This window comes from Streptomyces sp., assembly GCF_019510245.1.
Lineage (GTDB): Bacteria > Actinomycetota > Actinomycetes > Streptomycetales > Streptomycetaceae > Streptomyces.
Map to the genome: position 1 here is coordinate 1 of NZ_JAEKKT010000200.1, position 19,603 is coordinate 19,603.

Below are 19,603 nucleotides of genomic sequence, written 5' to 3' on the forward strand. Positions count from 1 at the left end.
AAGGCTCCCAGTAGACGACTGGGTTGATAGGCCGGATCTGGAAGCCAGGTAACTGGTGGAGGTGACCGGTACTAATAGGCCGAGGGCTTGTCCTCAGTTGCTCGCGTCCACTGTGTTGGTTCTGAAACCACGAACAGCCATACGGTTGTGTTTCATAGTGTTTCGGTGGTCATAGCGTGAGGGAAACGCCCGGTTACATTCCGAACCCGGAAGCTAAGCCTCACAGCGCCGATGGTACTGCAGGGGGGACCCTGTGGGAGAGTAGGACACCGCCGAACAAATATTATAAAAGAGCCCCACACCTCACGGTGTGGGGCTCTTTTGCGTTAGTCAGAAAGTGACGGCCGCGGTATCGGCCGTGCCGCCCTTTCGGCCCGGGGCCTCCTGCCAGCTCCAGTAGAGGTTCGTGTGCGAGATGACCTGCTCCGGGGCCGGCGCGCCGTACTGGGTGAGGTCCTCCGTCGTGTGGGCGTCGGCCACCAGCGTCGCGTCGTAGCCGCGGACCAGCGCGCCGTGCAGGGTGGAGCGGATGCAGGCGTCGGTCTGGGCACCGGTGACGACCAAGCGGCCCACGCCGCGTTCGGCCAGTACGGACTCCAGCTCGGTGTCCTCGAAGGAGTCTCCGTAGCGCTTGTGGACGAGGGGCTCGGTGGCTTCGCGGACGAGTTCCGGGACGTACTGCCAGGGGGCGCTGTCCGGCTTCAGTTCGTCGCTGGAGTGCTGGATCCAGACGACGGGGATCGCCTCGGAACGGGCCTTGGCGAGCAGGGTGTTGATGTTGGCGATGACCTCGTCGCGGTTGTGGGAGCTGTCCACCACCCCGTTCTGCACGTCCACTATCAGCAGGGCGGTGTTCGGGCGGTTCGGGAGAGTCGTCATGGCGCCCACCGTAGACCGCGGCACTGACAAATCAGGTGAGTGCGGTGGGCGGTGGGGGCTAGCGTGGCTGCATGAGTGCTACGACCAGCGGCGATTACGTGATTCGCGCGATACGGGCCGACGAGTGGGAGGCCGTCAAGCGGCTGCGCCTCGCCGCGTTGCGGGATCCGGTCGCGGACATCGCGTTTCTCGAGACCTATGACGACGCCCTGGGGCGGCCGGACTCCTTCTACCAGGAGCGGGCGGCGCGTTCGGCCGGGGAGCCGAGTGGTGCGCGGCAGTTCATCGCCGAGGCCGCGGACGGGGAGTGGGTCGGGTCCGTGACCGTGCTGATCGAGGAGGCGGGGACCGCGGACTGGGCGGGGTCCCCGGTCGAGCGGCGCCAGGGGCATGTGGTGGGCGTGTTCGTACGCCCCGAGCACCGGGGGAGCGGGCTGGTCAAGGCGTTGTTCGACGCCGGTGTGGCCTGGGCTCGGGAGCGGGGTGCGGAGCGGGTGCGGCTGCTGGTGCACGAGGACAACGCCCGGGCGCAGGGGGCCTACCGGAAGGCCGGGTTCGTGCCGAGCGGGGTGACCGTGCAGCTGGAGGCGGACACCGGCAAGCGGGAGTTCGAGTTCGTGCTGGAGTGGTCTGCCTAGACCGGCAGTTCCCGGTGCGGCCAGCGGGAGCGGGCCTGTTCGTGGGAGCGGAGCAGGGCGAGGGACGGCAGGCCCTGGTCGGTGCCGGTGGCCAGGAGGTCGGGGAGCTGGGGGAGCGGGGCCACGGCCGCCACGTCGTCCAGGACCAGGGTCAGTGGTGGGTCGAGCCGACCGGAGGATGACCGTTCGGCCATGCGCCGGCCGTGCTCGACCACGCTGGAGACGAGGGCCGTCAGGAGGGGCATCGCGCCGGGGTTGGTCCTGGGGTCCTCGATGGATTCACCGACCACATAAAGCGTGCCCCCTTCGGCGATGAAGGAATCCAGGGCGAGGGCATCGGTTCGGTTGGGTGTGCAGGCCTCGCGGACGTTGACCGTGAAGAGGGCGGCGAGCGCCCTGGCCGTCAGCTCCTGTGCGATGTCGCGGCGTTCGGGGTGGGACGTGAGGGCGGCCTCCAGCTCGCCCGCGGCGCCCGGTGCGGCCTTCGGGTGGGTGCGGAGGGTGCGTACGGCGTCCTGGACGCCGGTGCCCTGGGCCCAGCGGTGGACGTGCCGGATCGTGCGGTTCTCCAGGGCGGCGGCGTGCAGATAGCTGCGCAGGAGGGTCTCGGCGGTGTCGGTGACGGTCTGGTCGATCTTCGCGGTGGGCCGGACCGGAGTGAGGAGGGCCTGGGCGCGCCGGACCGCCGTGGGCTTGTCCTCGCAGTGGGCCGTGGGGGACCAGTGGAAGCGGGCGGGGGTGTCGCAGAGGTGGTTCGGGTCGTAGAGGAGGACGGGGCCGAGTTTGGCTCTGGCGTCCTTCGTCTCCGACCAGAGGGCGGGGTTCGAGGTGACGACGAGGGCGGGGCCGAGTGCGTCCTGGATCGCCTGGGTCGCGGTTGCCTGCCGGCTCTCCCGCGGTGCCGCGTGGACCCTGGTCCAGGTGGCCGGCCGGTCACCGCCGGCGGGGGCGGGGCGGACGGCTTCCAGGGGGCGTTCCGGTTCCGTCGGGGTGCGCAGCGGAACTGGGGCGGGCGGCGGGGCCGCCGGCTCCTGGAGAGCCTCCTGGAAGGCCGGCCGGTGGGCCTCCTGGAGCGTTTCCGGCTCGGCGCGGGGCTCCGGGACCGCGGTCGCGTGTCTGCTCTTCGCCGTCGCCGCACGTCTTCTTCTCCCGGCCCGCCACCGGGCGACCGTCCCCAGCACGAACACGGCGAGGACGATCAGGACCATCAGCTGGCCGATGAACAGGCCCCAGAACAGTCCCCAGCCGGCCAGTCGGTCCGCCGGTGTGTCCGGCCAGGCGCCCGTGATGTCGTGCGGGGAGCCGATGAGGTGGCGCATCGCGAGCGGGGTGTGGGAGAGGTCGACGGTCGACGGCCAGCTGCCGTGGGCGAACCAGGCCGCGAGGCCCGTCGCCGTCCACACCAGGAACGTGATGCCGAGCAGGAACCCGAGTATGCCGATCAGCAGGCCGTCGGGGATGCCGCCGCCCTGCTGGTCGCGCTCCTGCCGAGGGTCCGGTCTCACGAGAGGCCTCCCTACGCCACCGTCGACTCGGAGTCGCCGAGGTGCTGCTCCACGAAGGCCGCCGCCCGCTGTTCCGCTTCCAGTTCGGCGGCGAGGAGCGCGTCGTCCTCGGCCATGACGTCGCTGGACGACTCGGTCATCGCGCGGTCCGTGAAGACGAGCGGGCGTTCCGTCTCGGTGACCAGGTGTTTGACCACTTGGACGTTGCCGTTGACGTCCCAGACGGCGATACCGGGGGTCAGGGTCGGGATGATCTCGACCGCCCAGCGGGGCAGGCCCAGCACGCGGCCCGTAGCCCGTGCCTCGTCCGCCTTCTGGGCGTAGACCGTCCTCGTCGACGCCATCTTCAGGATCGCGGCGGCCTCCTTGGCCGCCGCGCCGTCCACCACGTCGGAGAGGTGGTGGACTACCGCCACGAAGGACAGGCCGAGCCGGCGGCCGAACTTCAGCAGGCGCTGGAACAGCTGGGCCACGAACGGGCTGGCGATGATGTGCCAGGCCTCCTCGACCAGGAAGATGCGCTTCTTGCGGTCGGGGCGGATCCAGGTGTGCTCCAGCCACACGCCGACGATCGCCATCAGGATGGGCATGGCGATGGAGTTGCGGTCGATGTGGGAGAGGTCGAAGACGATCAGCGGGGCGTCCAGGTCGATGCCGACGGTGGTCGGGCCGTCGAACATGCCGCGCAGGTCACCGTCGACCAGGCGGTCCAGGACCAGGGCGACGTCCAGGCCCCAGGCCCGTACGTCGTCTATGGCGACGTTCATCGCCTCGGCCGACTCCGGCTCGGGGTGCCGTAGCTGCTCGACGATGTCCGTCAGGACGGGTTGGCGGTCGAGGATCGTCTCGTTGACGTAGGAGTGGGCGACCTTGAGGGCGAAGCCGGAGCGTTCGTCGAGGCCGTGGCCCATCGCGACCTCGATGATGGTGCGCAGCAGCGCCAGCTGGCCGGTGGTGGTGATCGCCGGGTCCAGCGGGTTGAGGCGGATGCCGTGGTCCAGGGCGGCCATCGGGTCGAGCCGGATGGGGGTTATCCCCAGCTCTTCCGCGATGAGGTTCCACTCGCCGACGCCGTCCTCGCCCTGGGCGTCCAGGACGACGACCTGGCGGTCGCGGAAGCGGAGCTGGCGCAGGACGTAGGTCTTCTCCAGGGCCGACTTGCCGTTGCCGGACTCGCCGAGGACGAGCCAGTGCGGGGCGGGGAGCTGCTGGCCGTAGAGCTGGAAGGGGTCGTAGATGTAGCCCTTGCCGGAGTACACCTCGCGGCCGATGATCACGCCCGAGTCGCCGAGGCCGGGCGCGGCCGTGGGGAGGTAGACCGCCTGGGCCTGGCCGGTGGAGGTGCGCACCGGGGAGCGGGTCGTCTCGACCTTCCCGAACAGGAAGGACGTGAAGGCTTCGGTGAGGACGGACAGCGGGTCCCTCATCAGCGCATCAGCCTCTACCTTCGGATTCCGGTGGCGAAGGGCAGTGTGTTCACGAAGGCGCGGTGGTGCTCGCGGTCGCACCACTCCAGTTTCAGGTACGACTTTCCGGCGGACGCCCTTATCGTGCGCTTGTCGCGGTTGAGGGCCTCCGGGGTACGGGAGGAGACGGTGATGTAGCCGACCAGGTTGACCCCGGCCGCGCCGCTGGCCAGGTCCTCGCCGCGCTGGTCGAGGCGGTTGTGGGCGGCGATGTCGCGGGGGTCGACGGTGCGGTTCATCTTGGCGGCGCGGCTCGCCTCCGCCTCGTCGTTGGTCTTCTCGGTGAGCATGCGCTCGATGGCGACCTCGGTGGGTTCGAGGTCCATGGTGACGGCGACGGTGCGGATGACGTCCGGGGTGTGGACCAGGAGCGGGGCCAGGAAGTTGACGCCGACCGGGGTCATCGGCCACTCCTTCACCCAGGCCGTGGCGTGGCACCAGGGCTCGCGGGTGGCGGACTCGCGGGTCTTCGCCTGGAGGTACGTGGGTTCCATCGCGTCCAGTTCGGCCGGCCAGGCGTTGCGCTGGGTCATGGCCTGGATGTGGTCGATGGGGTGGTCCGGGTCGTACATGGAGTGGATCAACGAGGCGAGGCGGCCCTGGCCGAGGGGCTGGCGGACGCGGATGTCCGCCTCCTGGAGGCGGGAGCAGATGTCGGTGAGCTCGCGGGCCATGACGACCGCGAGACCGGCGTCGCGGTCGAGCCTGCGGCCGGACTGGGGGCGGGCCGCGCGGGCCATCGCCTGGGCCTCGGCGGCCAGTTCGCGGGAGTAGTGCATGCAGGCGACCAGGTAGGCGCGGTGCTGCTCGCTGCTGGTGGAGACCATGGACTGGAGCTGGTCGTATGAGTGGGACAGCCAGGCCGGGGCCTTGTCGTCGCCGCGCTGGGCGACGTCCTTGGCGTGGGCGTCGGGGTCGGCGGGGAGGGTGCGGGCGAGCATCTGCAGGCGGGTGACGAAGCCGTCGCCGTTGGCCACGTGCTTGAGCAGGGTGCCGAAGCGGTCGACGAGGGCTTCCTGGTCCTCGGAGTCGCGCAGGCCGACGCCGGGGCCCTCGATCTCGATGGCCGCCGTCACGGTCTTGCGGTCCGCGTGCAGGAGTACGGCGATCTCGTCGGGGCCGAAGGGCGCGGCGAGCCAGGTGATGCGGCCGATGCCCGGCGGGGGGCCGATCTCGACCTCGCGGCCGTCGAGGCGGGTGCCGGCCTCGGACGCCGTGGAGCGGTAGACGGTGCCGTTGCGCAGGGTCCGCTTGAAACTGCGGTTGATCTCGAACCACTTGTAGAACGTGCGGCGCTTGTACGGCACGTAGACCGCGGCGAGCGCGATCAGCGGGAAGCCCATGAGCAGCACGATCCGCAGGGAGAGGATCGGGACGAGGAGCCCGCACATCATGCCGAGGAACGCGCCCGCGATGATGAGCACGATCTCGCCGGACTCACGGTTCCTGCCGATGATCGCGTTCGGCCGGGCGCGGCCGATGAGATACGTACGGCGGGGCGTGATCGGATGGGACAGGTGGGACTCTGTCGTCAACGCCCTTCACCTCCCGAGCTGTTGTTGCGGGTGTTGCTGGCGTGCGGGGTGTTGGCCGGGCTGGGCGCGCGGGGTGCGGGTGCGGCGGAGGGGACAGTTCCGCCGCCACCACCGGTCGGGGTGCGCGTGCTGTGCGCGGCGACGCCGCCCGAGGCGGGGTTGGCCGGGCGGGCACCGGAGGCGCCGGAGCCGCCGCCCCCGCCGCCGTTGTTGTCGGCGCGGGCGCTGTGGGTTCTGATGCCCTGGGCGACGAGGTTGGCGGGGCTGCTGATGACGGCGGCGGCCTTGCCCTCGGCGCCCTGCATGATGCGGTTGCTGCGGCCGGCCGCGATCTCGTCGCCGAAGCCGGGGACGAACCGGTAGATCATCGCGCTGGCGAAGATGGCGAGCAGGATGATGGCGAGGCCGGAGACGACCGCGGAGAAGGAGTCCGGGCCGCCGTCGGAGGACAGGGCGCCGGCGAGGCCGAGCACTATCACGATGACCGGCTTGACGAGGATGACCGCGATCATGATGCCGGCCCAGCGGCGGACGTGACCCCAGAGGTTCTTGTCGACGAGGCCGGCGTAGACGACGGTGCCGAGCAGGGCGCCGACGTAGAGCAGGGCGGCCCTGATGACGAGCTCGAGCCAGAGCACGCCGGCGGCGAGGATGCTGACGAGGGAGACGACGATCAGCATGATCGGGCCGCCCCCTATGTCGGACCCCTTGCTGAGGGCGCCGGAGAAGGTGCCGAAGAACGTGTCGGTCTGGTTGCCGGTGGTCTTGGCGAGGACGTCGGTGACGCCGTCGGTGGCCGAGACGACCGTGTAGAGGATCAGGGGGGTGAAGGCGGAGGCGAGGACGGTGAGCCAGAGGAAGCCGATGGCTTCGGAGATGGCGGTGGAGAGGGGGACGCCTCGTACCGCGCGCTTGGCCACGGCCAGCAGCCACAGGAGCAGGGTGAGGATCGTCGACGCGGCGAAGACGACGGCGTACTGCTGGAGGAACTTCTCGTTGGTGAAGTCGACGTTCGCGGTCTCTTTGACGGCGCCGCTGAGCTTGTCGATGGTCCAGGAGGCGGCCTTGGCGCACCCCTGTCCGAGGGAGGTGAGGGGGTCGAGGGTGGAGGTGAGGGGGTCGGTGGTGGAGCCGCTGCTGCCGCCGGAGCCGCTCTCGCAGAGCTGCAGGGACGGGCCGGTGATTCCGGCGCAGTTGTTGCTGCTCGGCGTGGCGGACGGGGTCGCGGAGGGGGTTCCGCTCGGCGACGGGGCCGCGGTGGCGCGGGCGGCGAGGAGGATGGCGGAGGCCTGTACGGAGGCCACCAGTCCGGTCAGCTTGAGCACACGGTGCTGGCTAGCGGGCATAGGTGAACCCTCCGAATTCCTGGACCGCCTTGCTGATCTCGTCGGTGCCGGAGACGGGGTTGTCTCCGGTGACCGGGGTGGGGCCGGTCGTCTGGCTGGACTCCAGGACCTTCCAGTCGCCGTCGCTCCAGTTCAGCTTCATGGTGATGGTGAACCAGTTGCTGGTGACCGGGTTGGTGGACTTCTCGCCGGCCATGCCGAACAAACCGTTGCACCAGACCGCGACGGTGGCTTTGGCGTCGCTGTACGCCGTGACCTTGGTGCCGGCGGGGAGCGTGCGGTTGACGAAGGTGCTGCCCGCGGGGGCTCTGCCGTCGGCGTCGAGGCCGGCCTTCTTCAGGAAGTCGGCCGAGTAGTCGGCGTCGAAGCCGGACTGCATGCTGTTCATGACGGCGGGGTCGGCGACGGTCTGCACGATCGAGTGACGGGTGGCCGTGATGAACATGCCGTCGGAGCCCAGCGCCGTCGCGTAGTTGGCCGCCGCGCTCTGCGCTCCCTGGGCGCTGTGTGCGTACCCGGTGGGGATCCCGTCGCTCTTCGTCTCCACCGGCTTGGTGCCGCTGGCCGCCGTCGGGGAGGTCGCCTGGCCGCCGCCGTTGCCGGTGCTGCCGGTGTCGGCGTTGTTCGAGGGGGCGTCGTTCCCGCCTCTGTTCGCGAAGGCGATCGCCGCGATGAGGAGGACGACCACGCCGACGATCGTGACCAGGCTCCGGGAGGAGGACCGGCCGCCGCGGCGGGAGGCACCGCCGTACGGGTCGCCCTCGGGCAGGCGGGTGCGGGTGTGGCCGCTCTCCGGGTAGCCGGGCTCGTCTCCGAGGCTCATGCCGGGTACTCCCCCTCCACGTCGTACCGGAACGCGTAGCAGTACGACGGTAGCCGTGCTGGTTCCCGCGCGGGCGCGGTGTGGTGACTCGACATCAGGGAAACGCAACCTCGGAGCGGGGGAAAGGGAGGCGCAGGTCGGCTAGACGGCCATGCCGTACACGATGGTGAACAGGGTGCCGAGGGAGCCGATGATGAAGACTCCGGTCAGTCCGGCGATGATGAGGCCCTTGCCCTGTTCGGCGCTGAAGGTGTCGCGGAGGGCCGTGGCGCCGATGCGCTGTTTGGCGGCACCCCAGACGGCGATGCCGAGGCAGAGCAGGATGGCGACGGCCATGACCACCTGGATCATCGTCTTCGCTTCGTTGCCCAGGCTGCCGAAGGGGCCCCAGTCCGGAGCGATTCCGCCGATGATGGTGTTGATGTCACCCTTGTCGGCTGCAAGGAACATGTAAGTCACCGCCCCTGGTGGGTAGTTCTGTCCGCCCCTGCCCGGTGCAGAGGTCACGCATCATTCTCGCCGACAACGCCGCCGGAGTATGTCGACTTGACGTCATTGATTGGCGGGTTTCGTACGAAGGGGTCGTACGGTCACTCTGTGTATCACGGCAGGTCACGCCGGGCAATGAGGCCTGGGCGGAACCTGCGGTGTAGTTCCGTCGTTGTGCCCTTTTACGGCCTGACGGGGTTTTTGACGGCCAGTCGGGTGAACCCACCGTCCCGATGTTCTCATGACGAACGGGCCGCGGCTGGTTGCCGCGACCCGTGAGACCCGCCGGAGAGAGAAGCCGGACAGGAGCCGGACTAGTTGGCGAAGGCGGTGATGCCCTCGGGGGTGCCCCAGCCGGTCGGACCGTCGTAACCGGTGGTGGCGGTGCAGTAGTACGAGACGGAGCAGGAGCCGTTGTTGCCGCTCGTCACGTCGTTGAGGTACGAGGTGCCCGCGTAGTCGTACGGGTACTGGGCGGGGTAGGTGCCGCTGGCCGGGTTGCCGGCGAGGGCGTAGACGCCGGCGATGATCGGCGCGGAGACGCTGGTGCCGCCGAAGGTGTACCAGCCGGCGGTGACGCCGTAGGAGTCGTAGACGGAGACGCCGGTCGCCGGGTCGGCCACCGCGGAGACGTCGGAGATCATGCGCTTGGTGCAGCTGGTGTCGGTCTGCCAGCTGGGCTTGGCGTCGTAGGCGGAGCAGCCGGAGCCGGTGCCCTCGGTGGAGCTGGTCTTCCAGACGGTCTCGGTCCAGCCGCGGGTGGTGGAGGACGTGGACAGCTTGGTGCCGCCGACCGAGGTCACGTAGCGGGAGGCGGCCGGGTACTCGGCGCCGTAAGCGCTGTCACCGGCGGAGACGGTGATGGCGACACCTGTGTGGTTGAAGTACGAGGAGTCGTACGAGGTGTCCGAGGAGGACTCGCTGCCGCCGTAGCTGTTGGACACGAACTTCGCGCCCAGGGTGACCGCCTCGTTCACCGCTGTGCCGAGGTTGGCCATGGTGGCGCTGGTGGCCTCGACGAGCAGGATCTTGCAGTTCGGGCAGATCGCGGAGGCCATGTCGAGGTCGAGGGAGATCTCCTCGGACCAGCCGGCGTCGGAGGAGGGCAGCGAGGTGGTGGAGCCGGTCTGGCTGACCTTCTTGAAGCAGCCGTTGGCCGTGGTGCAGGCGGAGAGGCCGTAGTACGAGCGGTAGGTCGCGAGGTCGGACTCGGCGTTCGGGTCGTTGTACGCGTCGACGATCGCGATGGTCTCGCCCGAGCCGTTGGAGGCGGCGGCGGAGGTGAGGCCGTAGGCCGACCGGAGGTTGGTCGGGCTGTAGCCGGAGGGGGTGGACGCGTCGGCGGCCTTGGGGGTGATGCCGGTCTTCGCGGCCTGCTGCTTCTGGTAGGCGGTGAGACCGCCGGTGACGCGGTAGGAGTTGCAGGCCAGTTCGCCCTTGTGCTTGGGGGTGGCACAGGGGGTCGCGGTGTAGGTCACCTTGGACGACGCCGAGGGTGCCGCGTCGGCCTGGACGGCGGTGCCGAGGCCGGCGAACACCAGCGCGGCCGTGGCCGCTGCGGCGGCGCCGATGCGGCGCCAGCTGCGGCGGGCGGACGGTCTGTTGGGGGGAGTGGAACGCATACGTGCAGCCTCCTGAGTTCCGGTACTGGGGTTGGAACAGGGGCGGTGCGGGTGCGAGCTGGTGCGTTCGCCGTCGGTACGGGTTCCCCGGCGGCGGGGCGGCGGCCCGCGAAGAGAATCCTTTGTTGAGTACGTGACAACAAGGGGCTGCTGGAATCCTGACTTCCGCATTGCCGAACGAGGCCTTCGCGTGACCCTTCGATGGCCGCCCGTTGTCCTGCGGGTGACGGCTGCTTGACTCAACTCACAGGAAATGCACGGGAGTTGCAAAGGGCATGGAACCGGCGTCACCGGGGACGCGAAAAACGGGCCACGGCCGGATGCCGTGGCCCGTCTCTCTTTCCCTGCCGCCGAGGGGACCCCACGTCCCCCTCACGGTGGCGGCTCCCCGTGACCCGACGGGGAGGTCAATCGGCGAAGGGCTCAGCCGGTGAAGGCGTCGGTCCCCTCGGGGGTGCCCCAGCCGGTCGGGCCGTCGTAGCCGGACGTGGCGGTGCAGTAGTACGAGACGGAGCAGGAGCCGTTGTTGCCGCTCGTCACGTCGTTGAGGGCGGAGGTGCCGGCCGCGGCGTACGGGTACTCGGCCGGGTAGTCGCTGCTGCCCGGGGTGCCGGCGAGGGCGTAGACCGAGGCGATGAGCGGCGAGGAGGCGCTGGTGCCGCCGTAGGTGTTCCAGCCGGTGCCGTCGGAGCCGTAGGAGTCGTAGACGGAGACGCCGGTGGCGGGGTCGGCGACGGCGGAGACGTCGGAGATCATGCGCTTGGAGCAGCTGGTGTCGGTCTGCCAGCTGGGCTTGGCGTCGTAGGCGGAGCAGCCGGAGCCGGTGCCCTCGGTGCTCGACGTCTTCCAGACCGACTCGGTCCAGCCGCGGCTGTTGGAGGAGGTCTTCAGGGCGGTGCCGCCGACGGCGGTCACGTACCGGGAGGCGGCCGGGTACTCGGCGCCGTAGCCCTCGTCACCGGCGCTCGCGGTGATGGCCACGCCCGCGTGCTTGTAGTACGAGGTGTCGTACGTGGTGTCCGAGGACGACTCGGAGCCGCCGTAGCTGTTCGACACGAACTTCGCGCCCAGCTTGACGGCCTCGTTCACCGCCGTGCCCAGGTTGGCGTCGGAGGCCGACTTCGCCTCGACGAGCAGGATGTTGCAGTTCGGGCAGGTCGCGCTGACCATGTCGAGGTCGAGGGACTCCTCGCCGGCCCAGCCGCTGTCGGCGGAGGGGAGGGAGGTCGTGGAGCCCGTCTGGGAGACCTTCTTGAAGCAGCCGTTGTCGGTCGTGCAGTCCGACAGGCCGTAGTACGAGCGGTAGGTCGCCAGGTCTTCCTCGGCGTTCGGGTCGTCGTAGGCGTCGACGATGGCGACGGTCTCGCCCGAGCCGTTGGAGGCGGCGGCGTCGGTCAGGCCGTAGGCGGACTGGATGTCGCTCGGGCCGTATCCGGTGGGGGAGTCGGAGGCGGCGTTCGGCTTGACGGTCTTCGGCGCGACCCCCTTGAGGGCGGCCTGCCGCTCCATGAAGGCGGTGGTGCCGCCGGTGACCCGCAGGGCGTTGCAGGCGGCGTAGCCCTTCTTCGGGGTGGCGCCGCAGCCGGCCTTCTCGTACCGGACGTGGGCCTTCGCGACCTGGGCGGCGATGGCCTTGGCGCTGACCTTGTGGGCCGCGGTGGTGGTCGCGGTGGCCGCGCTGGCGTGGGCCGCGGTGCCGAAGCCGGCGACCAGGAGCGCGGCGGTGGCCGCGGCCGCGGAGCCCATCCGGCGCCATCTGCCGGCTATGTGGGGGGAGTTGGGGGTGGTCGTACGCAACGTACAGCCTCCTGGGAGGGGTTCGGACAGAGGCCTGCGGGTGGGGGACCACCGGTGTCGTCGCCGGTGGGGGCGGCGGCCCGCGACGAACCATCCCCTTGTTGAGTACGCGACAACAAGGTGGGTTTCGGAATCCTGACTTCCGCGTTACTGAAGGGCGGGAAGGGCTTACTGATCAATGGGGCCCGGATGGCCGGAAGTTGGGGTTCGGTTGACCTGAAGCTCCCGTGGGGCGGGGCTCAATGCGCGTTGATCGGGGCGTACCGAGCCGCCGCGGGGCTCGAACGGGCCCTGGGTCAGCGGGGCTTGAGGCCGTGCAGGAGAAGGTGGATGTGCTGGTCCAGGCCGGCCAGCACCGCGTCCGGCCGGAGGGTGCCGTTGGTGGCCAGTACGGCCAGGCCGTGGATGCCGGCCGCGGCCGCGAACATGACGGCCTCCGGGTCGCCCGCGACGATCTCGCCGCGCCGCTGTGCGTCGGTGACCAGTTGGACGAAGTGGCCCATGGAGTGTTCCGCGGCGGTGGCCAGTTCGGGGTCGATGTCCGGGTCGTGCTTGCGGGAGTACATCAGCTCCAGCAGCTCGGGGTTTTGGATGGCGAAGGTGACGTAGGCACGGGCGAGTGCGGTGATGCGCGGTTCGAGGGGGGCCTCCGGGCGGTCCGTGGAGTCCAGGGTCTGGTTCAGGCGCTGGAACCCGCTCGCGGCGAGCGCGTCCAGCAGGGCCTGCTTGTCCTTGAAGTGCCGGCCGGGGGCGGCGTGGCTCACCCCGATGTCGCGGGCCAGTTCGCGCAGGGACAGGGCGCCGCTGCCCTTCTCGCGCAGGGTGCGCTCGGCGCTGGCGAGCAGGGCGGCGCGCAGGTCTCCATGGTGGTAGGGGCGGCTTTGCGACATGCGGGTCATCGTATCCCGATGTTGTCGTTGACAGCATTGTTGTCGACGTCTACATTGGCGGGCATGGCTGAGAAGAAGCACAAATGGAACGTTTCCGACCTCCCAGGTCTCTCCGGACGTACGGCCGTGGTCACCGGCGCCAACAGCGGCCTCGGCCTCACGGCCGCGGACGCGCTGGCCCGGGCCGGTGCGCACGTGGTGCTGGCGGTACGGGACCCGGAGCGCGGGCGGGCGGTCGCGGCGCGGGTGAACGGCAGCACCGAGGTCCGCCGCCTGGACCTGGCCGACCTGTCCTCGGTCCGGGAGTTCGCCGCGGGCTGGGACCGCCCGCTGGATCTCCTGGTCAACAACGCCGGCGTGATGATGCTCCCGGAGCTGCGCACCAAGGACGGCTTCGAGATGCAGTTCGGCACGAACCACCTGGGCCACTTCGCGCTGACCAACCTGCTGCTGCCCTACCTCACGGACCGTGTGGTCACGGTCTCCTCGAGCCTGCACCGGAGCGGCGACGGAGTGATCCACTTCGAGAACCTGAACCTCGAGGGCATCTACAACCCGACCCGCGCCTACTCCCAGTCCAAGCTGGCGAACCTGTTGTTCGTGCTGGAACTCCAGCGCCGGCTGACGGAGGCCGGCTCCCGCGTCCGCGCCCTCGCCGCCCACCCCGGCTACGCGGCCACCAACCTGCAGAGCCACGCCGCCAACCCGCTGGCCCGCCTGGGCATGCGGCTCGGCAACCGCCTCGTCGCCCAGGACGACCGCGCGGGCACCCTCCCCACGCTGTACGCGGCGACCCAGGACCTGCCGGGCGCGAGCTATGTCGGCCCGGACGGCCTGGGCGAGATGCGGGGCGCGCCGACCCTGGTCGGCCGCAGCGCGGCGGCGAGCGACCCGGCGGCGGCCCGCAGGCTGTGGACGCTGTCGGAGGAGATGACGGGGGTGACCTGGCCGCTCGGGGTGGGGGCCGTGTGAACACCGCATGCCCGGGATGACCGCCCAGTCTCCGGACGCCCGGCGGACCCCTCGCGGCACCCCGATACGGTGAGCGGATACGACGGACACGACGGCTCTCCGGGAGGTGGCCGGATGAGCGGCGGCGCCGTGGACTTCACGCTCGGCGGGCGTACGGCCCTGGTGACCGGCTCCGTGCGGGGGCTGGGCCTGGAGATGGCGCGAGGGCTGGCCGGCGCCGGTGCGCGGGTGGTCCTCAACGGCCGGGACGCCGTCACGCTGGGGGAGGTGGTGGCGCGCCTGCGCGAGGACGACGGCCTGGACGTGACCGGCGCCGCCTTCGACGTCACCGACCGGGAGGCGGCCGAGGAGGCGGTGACCGCCCTCGGCGCGATCGACATCCTTGTCAACAACGTGGGCCACCGGGACCGCCGGGGCGTCGAGGAGATGGCGCCGGACGAGCTGTCCGCGCTGCTCGACGTCCACCTGACGTCGGCGTACGCGCTGAGCCAGGCGGTCGCCCGGGGCCTGGCCGAGCGGGGCACCCCCGGCCGCATCATCAACGTCTCCTCCGTCGTCGGCCAGCTCGGCCGCATCGGCGACGTCGCCTACGCCACGGCGAAGGCGGGCCTCGACGGCCTGACCCGGGCGCTCGCGGCCGACCTGGGCCCCAGCGGCACCACGGTCAACTCGGTGGCACCGGGCACCTTCGCCACCGACGTCAACGCGGAGTTCGCCGAGGACCCGGAGTGGGGCAGATGGCTGCGGACCCGCACCGCACTCGGGCGCTGGGGCCGCCCGGCCGAGATCGCGGGCATCGTCGTCGTCCTGGCGAGCGACGCGGCGTCGTTCATCACGGGGCAGACGATCGCGGTGGACGGCGGGATGACCACGACGTTCTGAGGCCGCCCGGCGGGGTGAAACCGGCCGGAAGAGCGGTTCCCAGAAAAATCTCAGTGAAGTCGGGAACCGTTTCTCACCTTTGTGGGAGACAGTGGGCGCTGATGAAGCGCACCTCACGCATCTCTGTCACCTCGCGACGCGTCGCGCTCTGCGTCGTCGTCGTGCTGGCCGCCACCTCGGCCTCCGTCGCGGCCGCCGACGAGGCCGCCGGGCCCTTCGGGGTGACCGCGGTGGTCGGATCCACCGCGGAGAGCGCGCGAGTCGGGGCGCTGTTCGGCGCCGACAAGGCCGGGAGCCTGTCCGGCAACCACTTCTGCACCGCCTCCGTCGTGCACAGCCCGCAGCGGGACCTCGTCGTCACCGCCGCCCACTGCATCGACGGGGAGGGCGACGCCACGGGGCTGGTGTTCGTGCCGGGATACCGGGACGGGCAGGCGCCGTACGGGGTGTGGAAGGTCGGGAAGCGGTACCTGCCCGACGGGTGGGCCCACGGGCAGAGCGAGGACAGCGACGTCGCCTTCGCCGTCGTGGACGAAAGAGACGGCAAGCGGGTCGAGGACGTGACCGGGAGCAACCGGTTCGCCGCCGGGGTGGCCACCGGCGCCACCGCGGTCACCGTCACCGGCTACCCCGACTCCCGTGAGGTGCCCGTCAGCTGCACCAACAAGCCCGTCGCCCGCGGCGCCACCCAACAGCGCATCGACTGCCCCGAGTTCACGGGCGGGACGAGCGGGAGCCCCTGGGTGAACGGGGACCACGAGGTGGTCGGGGTCCTCGGCGGGCACGAGCAGGGCGGGGCGACCCCCGACATCTCGTACAGCGTCGTGCTCGGCCGGGAGGCCGCCGAGCTGTACAAGGACGCCACCGGTGACTGAGACGGCCGACTGAGGGAGCGTCATGTGCGCCGTCTTCCTGTGAAATAGCGCCACTCTCGGCCGAAATGGCGTTGAACAGCCCTGACATGGGGGAGGGTTGGGGCGTGCGGAAAGTATGGGTGGTCGGTGGCGCGGTGACGGCGCTCGGGGTGAGCTTCGTCATGCTGCTCGTCGTCGGCGTGTACGTCGTCGCCGGGAACCTTCTCAACGGGGTCGGCGGCGCCGGCAAGACCCTGGCCAAGGGTGCCGTACCGGCCGCGTACTCCACTCTCGTGCAGAAGTGGGGCAACCTCTGCTCCGCCATCAACCCCGCCCTGCTCGCCGCACAGCTCTACCAGGAGAGCGGGTTCAACCCGAAGGCGCAGAGCGCGGCGGCCGCGCAGGGGATAGCCCAGTTCATCCCGGGGACCTGGGCCACCCACGGCATCGACGGGAACGGGGACGGGGTCCGCAACGTCTGGGACCCGAACGACGCCATTCCGTCGGCCGCCTCCTACGACTGCGAGCTCGCCTCGTACGTCAAGGACGTGCCCGGCAACATCTCCGAGAACATGCTCGCCGCCTACAACGCGGGGGCGTACGCGGTCATCAAGTACCACGGTGTGCCGCCGTACAAGGAGACCCAGAACTACGTCAGGACCATCACCACCCTGGAGGAGAGCTTCGCCGCGCCGGTCAGCCGGCTCTCCCCGACCAAGCAGGCCGCGGGGGCCATCAACTACGCCCAGAACAAGCTCGGCACCCCCTACCTCTGGGGCGGCAACGGCACCGCGGCGGACAACGGCCGCTTCGACTGCTCAGGGCTGACCAAGGCGGCGTACGCCAGTGTCGGGATCACGCTGCCGCGGGTCGCCAACGACCAGTACAACGCGGGGCCGCACCCCTCGCGGGGCGAGCTGCTCCCCGGGGACCTCGTCTTCTTCTCCACCGACCTCTCGAACTCCCGCGCCATCCACCACGTGGGGATCTACGTCGGCGGCGGATACATGATCGACGCGCCGTACACCGGGGCCGTGATCCGTTTCGACCCCATCGACTCGGCCGACTACTTCGGGGCCACCCGCGTGACCGAAGATGGCGCGAAAGCACTCCCCACCACGGTGTGAACGGAGCGTATAACCCACCCCCTGAGCTGGGGGTTTGTATCTCTCTTCGATAACGTCTGCGTGATCATTCGGTGGAACCTGGAACGTAGTGGTGTGGGCCGTGCGTTCCTGTTGACGTAGCCGACCACGGGGGTGGCAGCGAGCGACGCACACCAGGTGCGTCCCGGAACGACGACGAAGGGGCCGCAGCGCGATGGCTGTAATCGCCGAATCCGGGTCGAACCCTGACGTCGACCTGCTCTACGACATCAACGGCCTGGCCAAGGAAGCGCCGCACTGGTTCGACCGGGCCATGGAGTTCGTCGGGGAGTACGGGCTGCTGGTCGCGATGGTGCTGCTGGTGGTGTGGTGCTGGTGGTCCGTGCGGCGCCGCGGGGACGAGGACGTGCCGTCCACCATGGCCGCGCTGGTGTGGGCACCGCTCGCCGCCGCGATCGCCGTCCTCGTGAACGTTCCCATCCGCGGCTTCGTCGAGCGGCCCCGCCCGTTCCTCACCCACCAGGGCATCGACGTCCTCGTCTCCGGCAAGACCGACTACTCCTTCGTGAGCGACCACGCGACGATCACCATGGCGCTGGGGGTCGGCCTGTTCGTCGCCAACCGGAGGTTCGGGGTGGCGGGGATAGGGCTGGCGCTGCTGGAGGGCTTCTGCCGGGTGTACATGGGGGTGCACTACCCGACGGACGTGGTCGGTGGCTTCGCGCTGGGTACCGCGGTCGTCCTGCTGCTCTCCCCGCTGGCCACGGCTTTGCTGACGCCGGTGATGAAGGCGGCGGAGGGGTCGGCACGGGTGGGCTGGATCGTGCGGCGGCGGTCGGCGCGGGTGGGACTGGTGCGCGGGGCGCGAACGCCGGTCGAAGCGGAGGAACGCGACCTGGCGGCGTAGGCGGGGCTGAGGCCGGGGGGTTTCACTCGCCCGCGTTGGCGGGGTGCCTCCCCTGGCCTTCGGCCGGGGGGACCCCCATCGCCCCAGCGGCACGACTGCCCGCAGCTGTGTCTTTAGGGCGCGGGGAACTGCGCGATCAGCCCCCACGCGCCCGCGGGTACGCGACCCGCAGAGCCACCCCTCCTTACAACCCCTGCGGCGAAGAGAAGAACCGATTCGGGTCGTACTGCTTCTTCACCTTGCCCAGCTTCGTCACGGCGTCGCCGTAGTACGCCTTCTTCCAGTCCGCGAGCGTCGGGTCCCTGTAGTTCTGATAGGCCGCGCCGGAGGCGTACGGCTTCATCGCGGCATGCGCCGCGTTCAGCCAGGACTGCCCCGTGCTGCCGGAGGCCCCCGCACCCCACGACACGATGTACTGCGCCAGCATCCGCGACCGGCGGTGCACGAACGCCGTCGCCGTCGGCGAGACCCTGTTCACCGCTCCGCCCAGCGCCGTGAACGCGATGCTGCCCGCGCCGCCCCGGACGGCGGCGATCTGCCGCAGGGCCGTCTGGATGCCGGCCGCGGAGAGCGAGCGGTCGAAGAAGTCGGAGCGGGCCGTGTACGTCTCGCGGCCGAGCCTGCCCTGGGGGGAGCGGCCGGGGGTGGAGCCGGGCAGGTGGCACTGGGGCTCGGTGGCGAAGGAGGAGCAGCCGGCGTAGATCTCCATCACCTCCTCGTAGGCGTGGCGGCGCAGCGAGACGGAGGAGGCGTTGGCGCCGGCCTTGTGGGCGAGGGCGTCCACCGCGTTCTGGAGTTCGCCGTACGTGCCCATCGAGAAGCAGGCGACCGAGACGCGGGGGCCGCTGCCCGAGTTCTCCAGGTGGAGGGACGACCAGATCTCGTCCGGCTGGGACGGGCCCCATTCCTGCCAGGCCTTGAACACCTGCGCCGCCTTCGACCACGGCCAGGTCAGGTACGCCGTCACCCCCTGCGGGGTCGGGTGGGTCCGGAACTGCAGCTCCGTGACGACGCCGAAGTTGCCGTTGCCGGCACCGCGCAGCGCCCAGAAGAGGTCCTTGTTCGTCGTCGCGTTGGCCACCACCTGCGTGCCGTCCGCCGTGATCAGCGTCGCCTGGGTGAGGCTGTCGCAGGTCAGGCCGTACGCGCGGGACGCGACCCCGTGGCCGCCGCCGAGCACCAGGCCGGAGACACCGACGGTGGGGCAGGAGCCCGCGGGTATGGTCACGCCCTTGGCCGCCAGGCCCCGGTAGACGTCGATCAGCTTGGAGCCGGCGCCGACGACCGCCGTACCGCCGCCGACGCGGATGCGGTTCAGCTTGGAGACGTCGAGGATCAGGCGGCCGTCGCCGGAGGAGTACCCGGCGTAGGAGTGGCCGCCGTTGCGGATCGAGACCTTCAGCGAATGGGCCTGGGCGTACGACAGCGTGGTGCGGATGTCGTCGGCGTGCGCCACGTACGCGACCGCCGCCGGCTTCAGGCCGTCGAACCGGGTGTTGTAGAGCTGATGGGCCGTCGTCCAGGAGGCCTCGCCGGGGCGGACCAGGGTGCCGTCCAGGGCGTGGGCGAGGGCCGTCCAGCTGGCCGCGGCCGCTGCGCTGGTGGTCTTCAGCGCCGTACGAGACGATGTGGCCGCGAGTGGCGCCCCGGTCGTGTGGGCCGCGGTGGCGCCGCCGGAGCTGCACCCCGTCAGTGCGGTCGCCGCAAGGGCGGCCGCCCCGCCCGATATGAAGGTACGCCGTTCCATGCCCGTGCCTTTCGCGTCGGCTGTCGTGGGACGAGACGGCGTCCGTCGCACACGGGTTCCCGTGCGGTGTAACGAACGCTGTGACGTCGTAACGACTGCGATGGCGAACGGCGAAGAAATGTTCGCGTAACCCGCCCGTTGGAAC

Annotated in this window: 17 protein-coding genes and 2 rRNA genes; 8 read left to right on the top strand and 11 right to left on the bottom strand. The window is 70.4% G+C overall.

The window, feature by feature from the left end; all coding sequences use genetic code 11:
• Together JF597_RS40300 and rrf are read left to right on the top strand one after the other, a co-directional pair.
• Positions 1 to 95: ribosomal RNA gene (locus JF597_RS40300) — 23S ribosomal RNA — on the top strand; the annotation flags it as partial.
• 66 nt (positions 96 to 161) lie between these two features.
• Positions 162 to 278 (top strand): 5S ribosomal RNA (rrf, locus tag JF597_RS40305).
• A 52-nt stretch (positions 279 to 330) separates the two neighbouring features.
• Here the strand turns inward: rrf and JF597_RS40310 are convergent.
• A complete protein-coding gene (locus JF597_RS40310; protein ID WP_294008514.1) occupies positions 331 to 879 on the bottom strand; it encodes a cysteine hydrolase family protein in 549 nt (182 codons plus the stop codon).
• 71 nt (positions 880 to 950) lie between these two features.
• Between JF597_RS40310 and JF597_RS40315 the strand changes: the two genes are divergently transcribed.
• Positions 951 to 1,517, top strand: a complete 567-nt coding sequence (locus JF597_RS40315; protein ID WP_294008515.1) for a GNAT family N-acetyltransferase — start codon at positions 951 to 953, stop codon at positions 1,515 to 1,517.
• Here JF597_RS40315 and JF597_RS40320 read toward each other — a convergent pair.
• From JF597_RS40320 to JF597_RS40360, 9 genes are all read right to left on the bottom strand, one after another.
• Positions 1,514 to 3,022 carry a type VI secretion protein gene (locus JF597_RS40320; protein ID WP_294008516.1) on the bottom strand — a complete coding sequence of 503 codons (1,509 nt, stop codon included), beginning with the start codon at positions 3,020 to 3,022 and terminating at the stop codon, positions 1,514 to 1,516. The genes JF597_RS40315 and JF597_RS40320 overlap by 4 nt on opposite strands.
• Before the next feature lie 11 nt (positions 3,023 to 3,033).
• Complete coding sequence (locus tag JF597_RS40325; protein WP_294008517.1) at positions 3,034 to 4,449, bottom strand: ATP-binding protein; 1,416 nt, start codon at positions 4,447 to 4,449, stop codon at positions 3,034 to 3,036.
• Positions 4,450 to 4,463: 14 nt separating this feature from the next.
• Positions 4,464 to 6,023, bottom strand: coding sequence for an SCO6880 family protein (locus JF597_RS40330; RefSeq protein WP_294008518.1), 1,560 nt, complete (start codon positions 6,021 to 6,023; stop codon positions 4,464 to 4,466).
• Entirely contained in the window at positions 6,020 to 7,369 is a 1,350-nt protein-coding gene (locus tag JF597_RS40335; protein WP_294008519.1) for a hypothetical protein, read from the bottom strand. Before JF597_RS40335 ends, JF597_RS40330 begins: the two co-directional genes overlap by 4 nt.
• Positions 7,359 to 8,192: a hypothetical protein gene (locus tag JF597_RS40340; protein ID WP_294008520.1), complete on the bottom strand. Its 834-nt coding sequence runs from the start codon at positions 8,190 to 8,192 to the stop codon at positions 7,359 to 7,361. Before JF597_RS40340 ends, JF597_RS40335 begins: the two co-directional genes overlap by 11 nt.
• Before the next feature lie 141 nt (positions 8,193 to 8,333).
• A complete protein-coding gene (locus JF597_RS40345) occupies positions 8,334 to 8,642 on the bottom strand; it encodes a hypothetical protein (protein WP_089101683.1) in 309 nt (102 codons plus the stop codon).
• A gap of 353 nt (positions 8,643 to 8,995) precedes the next feature.
• On the bottom strand, positions 8,996 to 10,303 hold the full coding sequence (locus JF597_RS40350; protein WP_294008521.1) for a S53 family peptidase: 1,308 nt from the start codon (positions 10,301 to 10,303) through the stop codon (positions 8,996 to 8,998).
• A gap of 423 nt (positions 10,304 to 10,726) precedes the next feature.
• Positions 10,727 to 12,100 (bottom strand): S53 family peptidase, encoded by a 1,374-nt coding sequence (locus JF597_RS40355; RefSeq protein WP_294008522.1) that lies wholly within the window; start codon positions 12,098 to 12,100, stop codon positions 10,727 to 10,729.
• Positions 12,101 to 12,396: 296 nt separating this feature from the next.
• Positions 12,397 to 12,999: a TetR/AcrR family transcriptional regulator gene (locus JF597_RS40360; RefSeq protein WP_294008523.1), complete on the bottom strand. Its 603-nt coding sequence runs from the start codon at positions 12,997 to 12,999 to the stop codon at positions 12,397 to 12,399.
• A gap of 54 nt (positions 13,000 to 13,053) precedes the next feature.
• Between JF597_RS40360 and JF597_RS40365 the strand changes: the two genes are divergently transcribed.
• From JF597_RS40365 to JF597_RS40385, 5 genes are all read left to right on the top strand, one after another.
• Positions 13,054 to 13,962: an oxidoreductase gene (locus tag JF597_RS40365; RefSeq protein WP_294008524.1), complete on the top strand. Its 909-nt coding sequence runs from the start codon at positions 13,054 to 13,056 to the stop codon at positions 13,960 to 13,962.
• 114 nt (positions 13,963 to 14,076) lie between these two features.
• On the top strand, positions 14,077 to 14,844 hold the full coding sequence (locus JF597_RS40370) for an SDR family oxidoreductase (RefSeq protein WP_294008525.1): 768 nt from the start codon (positions 14,077 to 14,079) through the stop codon (positions 14,842 to 14,844).
• A 101-nt stretch (positions 14,845 to 14,945) separates the two neighbouring features.
• On the top strand, positions 14,946 to 15,719 hold the full coding sequence (locus tag JF597_RS40375; RefSeq protein WP_294008526.1) for a trypsin-like peptidase domain-containing protein: 774 nt from the start codon (positions 14,946 to 14,948) through the stop codon (positions 15,717 to 15,719).
• Between the two features lie 86 nt (positions 15,720 to 15,805).
• Positions 15,806 to 16,825, top strand: coding sequence for a bifunctional lytic transglycosylase/C40 family peptidase (locus tag JF597_RS40380; protein WP_294008527.1), 1,020 nt, complete (start codon positions 15,806 to 15,808; stop codon positions 16,823 to 16,825).
• A 193-nt stretch (positions 16,826 to 17,018) separates the two neighbouring features.
• Complete coding sequence (locus JF597_RS40385; protein WP_294008528.1) at positions 17,019 to 17,711, top strand: phosphatase PAP2 family protein; 693 nt, start codon at positions 17,019 to 17,021, stop codon at positions 17,709 to 17,711.
• Between the two features lie 184 nt (positions 17,712 to 17,895).
• Here JF597_RS40385 and JF597_RS40390 read toward each other — a convergent pair whose 3' ends face one another.
• A complete protein-coding gene (locus tag JF597_RS40390) occupies positions 17,896 to 19,458 on the bottom strand; it encodes an FAD-binding oxidoreductase (protein WP_294008529.1) in 1,563 nt (520 codons plus the stop codon).
• Positions 19,459 to 19,603 lie beyond the last annotated feature (145 nt).

What these genes read in the sequence shown, in the direction of transcription:
- JF597_RS40335 (WP_294008519.1), bottom strand. Translation starts at nt 7,369, where the DNA reads ATGCCCGCTAGCCAGCACCGTGTGCTCAAGCTGACCGGACTGGTGGCC.
- JF597_RS40350 (WP_294008521.1), bottom strand. Translation starts at nt 10,303, where the DNA reads ATGCGTTCCACTCCCCCCAACAGACCGTCCGCCCGCCGCAGCTGGCGC.
- JF597_RS40345 (WP_089101683.1), bottom strand. Translation starts at nt 8,642, where the DNA reads ATGTTCCTTGCAGCCGACAAGGGTGACATCAACACCATCATCGGCGGA.
- JF597_RS40370 (WP_294008525.1), top strand. Translation starts at nt 14,077, where the DNA reads ATGAGCGGCGGCGCCGTGGACTTCACGCTCGGCGGGCGTACGGCCCTG.
- JF597_RS40385 (WP_294008528.1), top strand. Translation starts at nt 17,019, where the DNA reads ATGGCTGTAATCGCCGAATCCGGGTCGAACCCTGACGTCGACCTGCTC.
- JF597_RS40360 (WP_294008523.1), bottom strand. Translation starts at nt 12,999, where the DNA reads ATGACCCGCATGTCGCAAAGCCGCCCCTACCACCATGGAGACCTGCGC.
- JF597_RS40390 (WP_294008529.1), bottom strand. Translation starts at nt 19,458, where the DNA reads ATGGAACGGCGTACCTTCATATCGGGCGGGGCGGCCGCCCTTGCGGCG.
- JF597_RS40375 (WP_294008526.1), top strand. Translation starts at nt 14,946, where the DNA reads ATGAAGCGCACCTCACGCATCTCTGTCACCTCGCGACGCGTCGCGCTC.
- JF597_RS40365 (WP_294008524.1), top strand. Translation starts at nt 13,054, where the DNA reads ATGGCTGAGAAGAAGCACAAATGGAACGTTTCCGACCTCCCAGGTCTC.
- JF597_RS40325 (WP_294008517.1), bottom strand. Translation starts at nt 4,449, where the DNA reads ATGAGGGACCCGCTGTCCGTCCTCACCGAAGCCTTCACGTCCTTCCTG.
- JF597_RS40310 (WP_294008514.1), bottom strand. Translation starts at nt 879, where the DNA reads ATGACGACTCTCCCGAACCGCCCGAACACCGCCCTGCTGATAGTGGAC.
- JF597_RS40315 (WP_294008515.1), top strand. Translation starts at nt 951, where the DNA reads ATGAGTGCTACGACCAGCGGCGATTACGTGATTCGCGCGATACGGGCC.
- JF597_RS40340 (WP_294008520.1), bottom strand. Translation starts at nt 8,192, where the DNA reads ATGAGCCTCGGAGACGAGCCCGGCTACCCGGAGAGCGGCCACACCCGC.
- JF597_RS40380 (WP_294008527.1), top strand. Translation starts at nt 15,806, where the DNA reads ATGGGGGAGGGTTGGGGCGTGCGGAAAGTATGGGTGGTCGGTGGCGCG.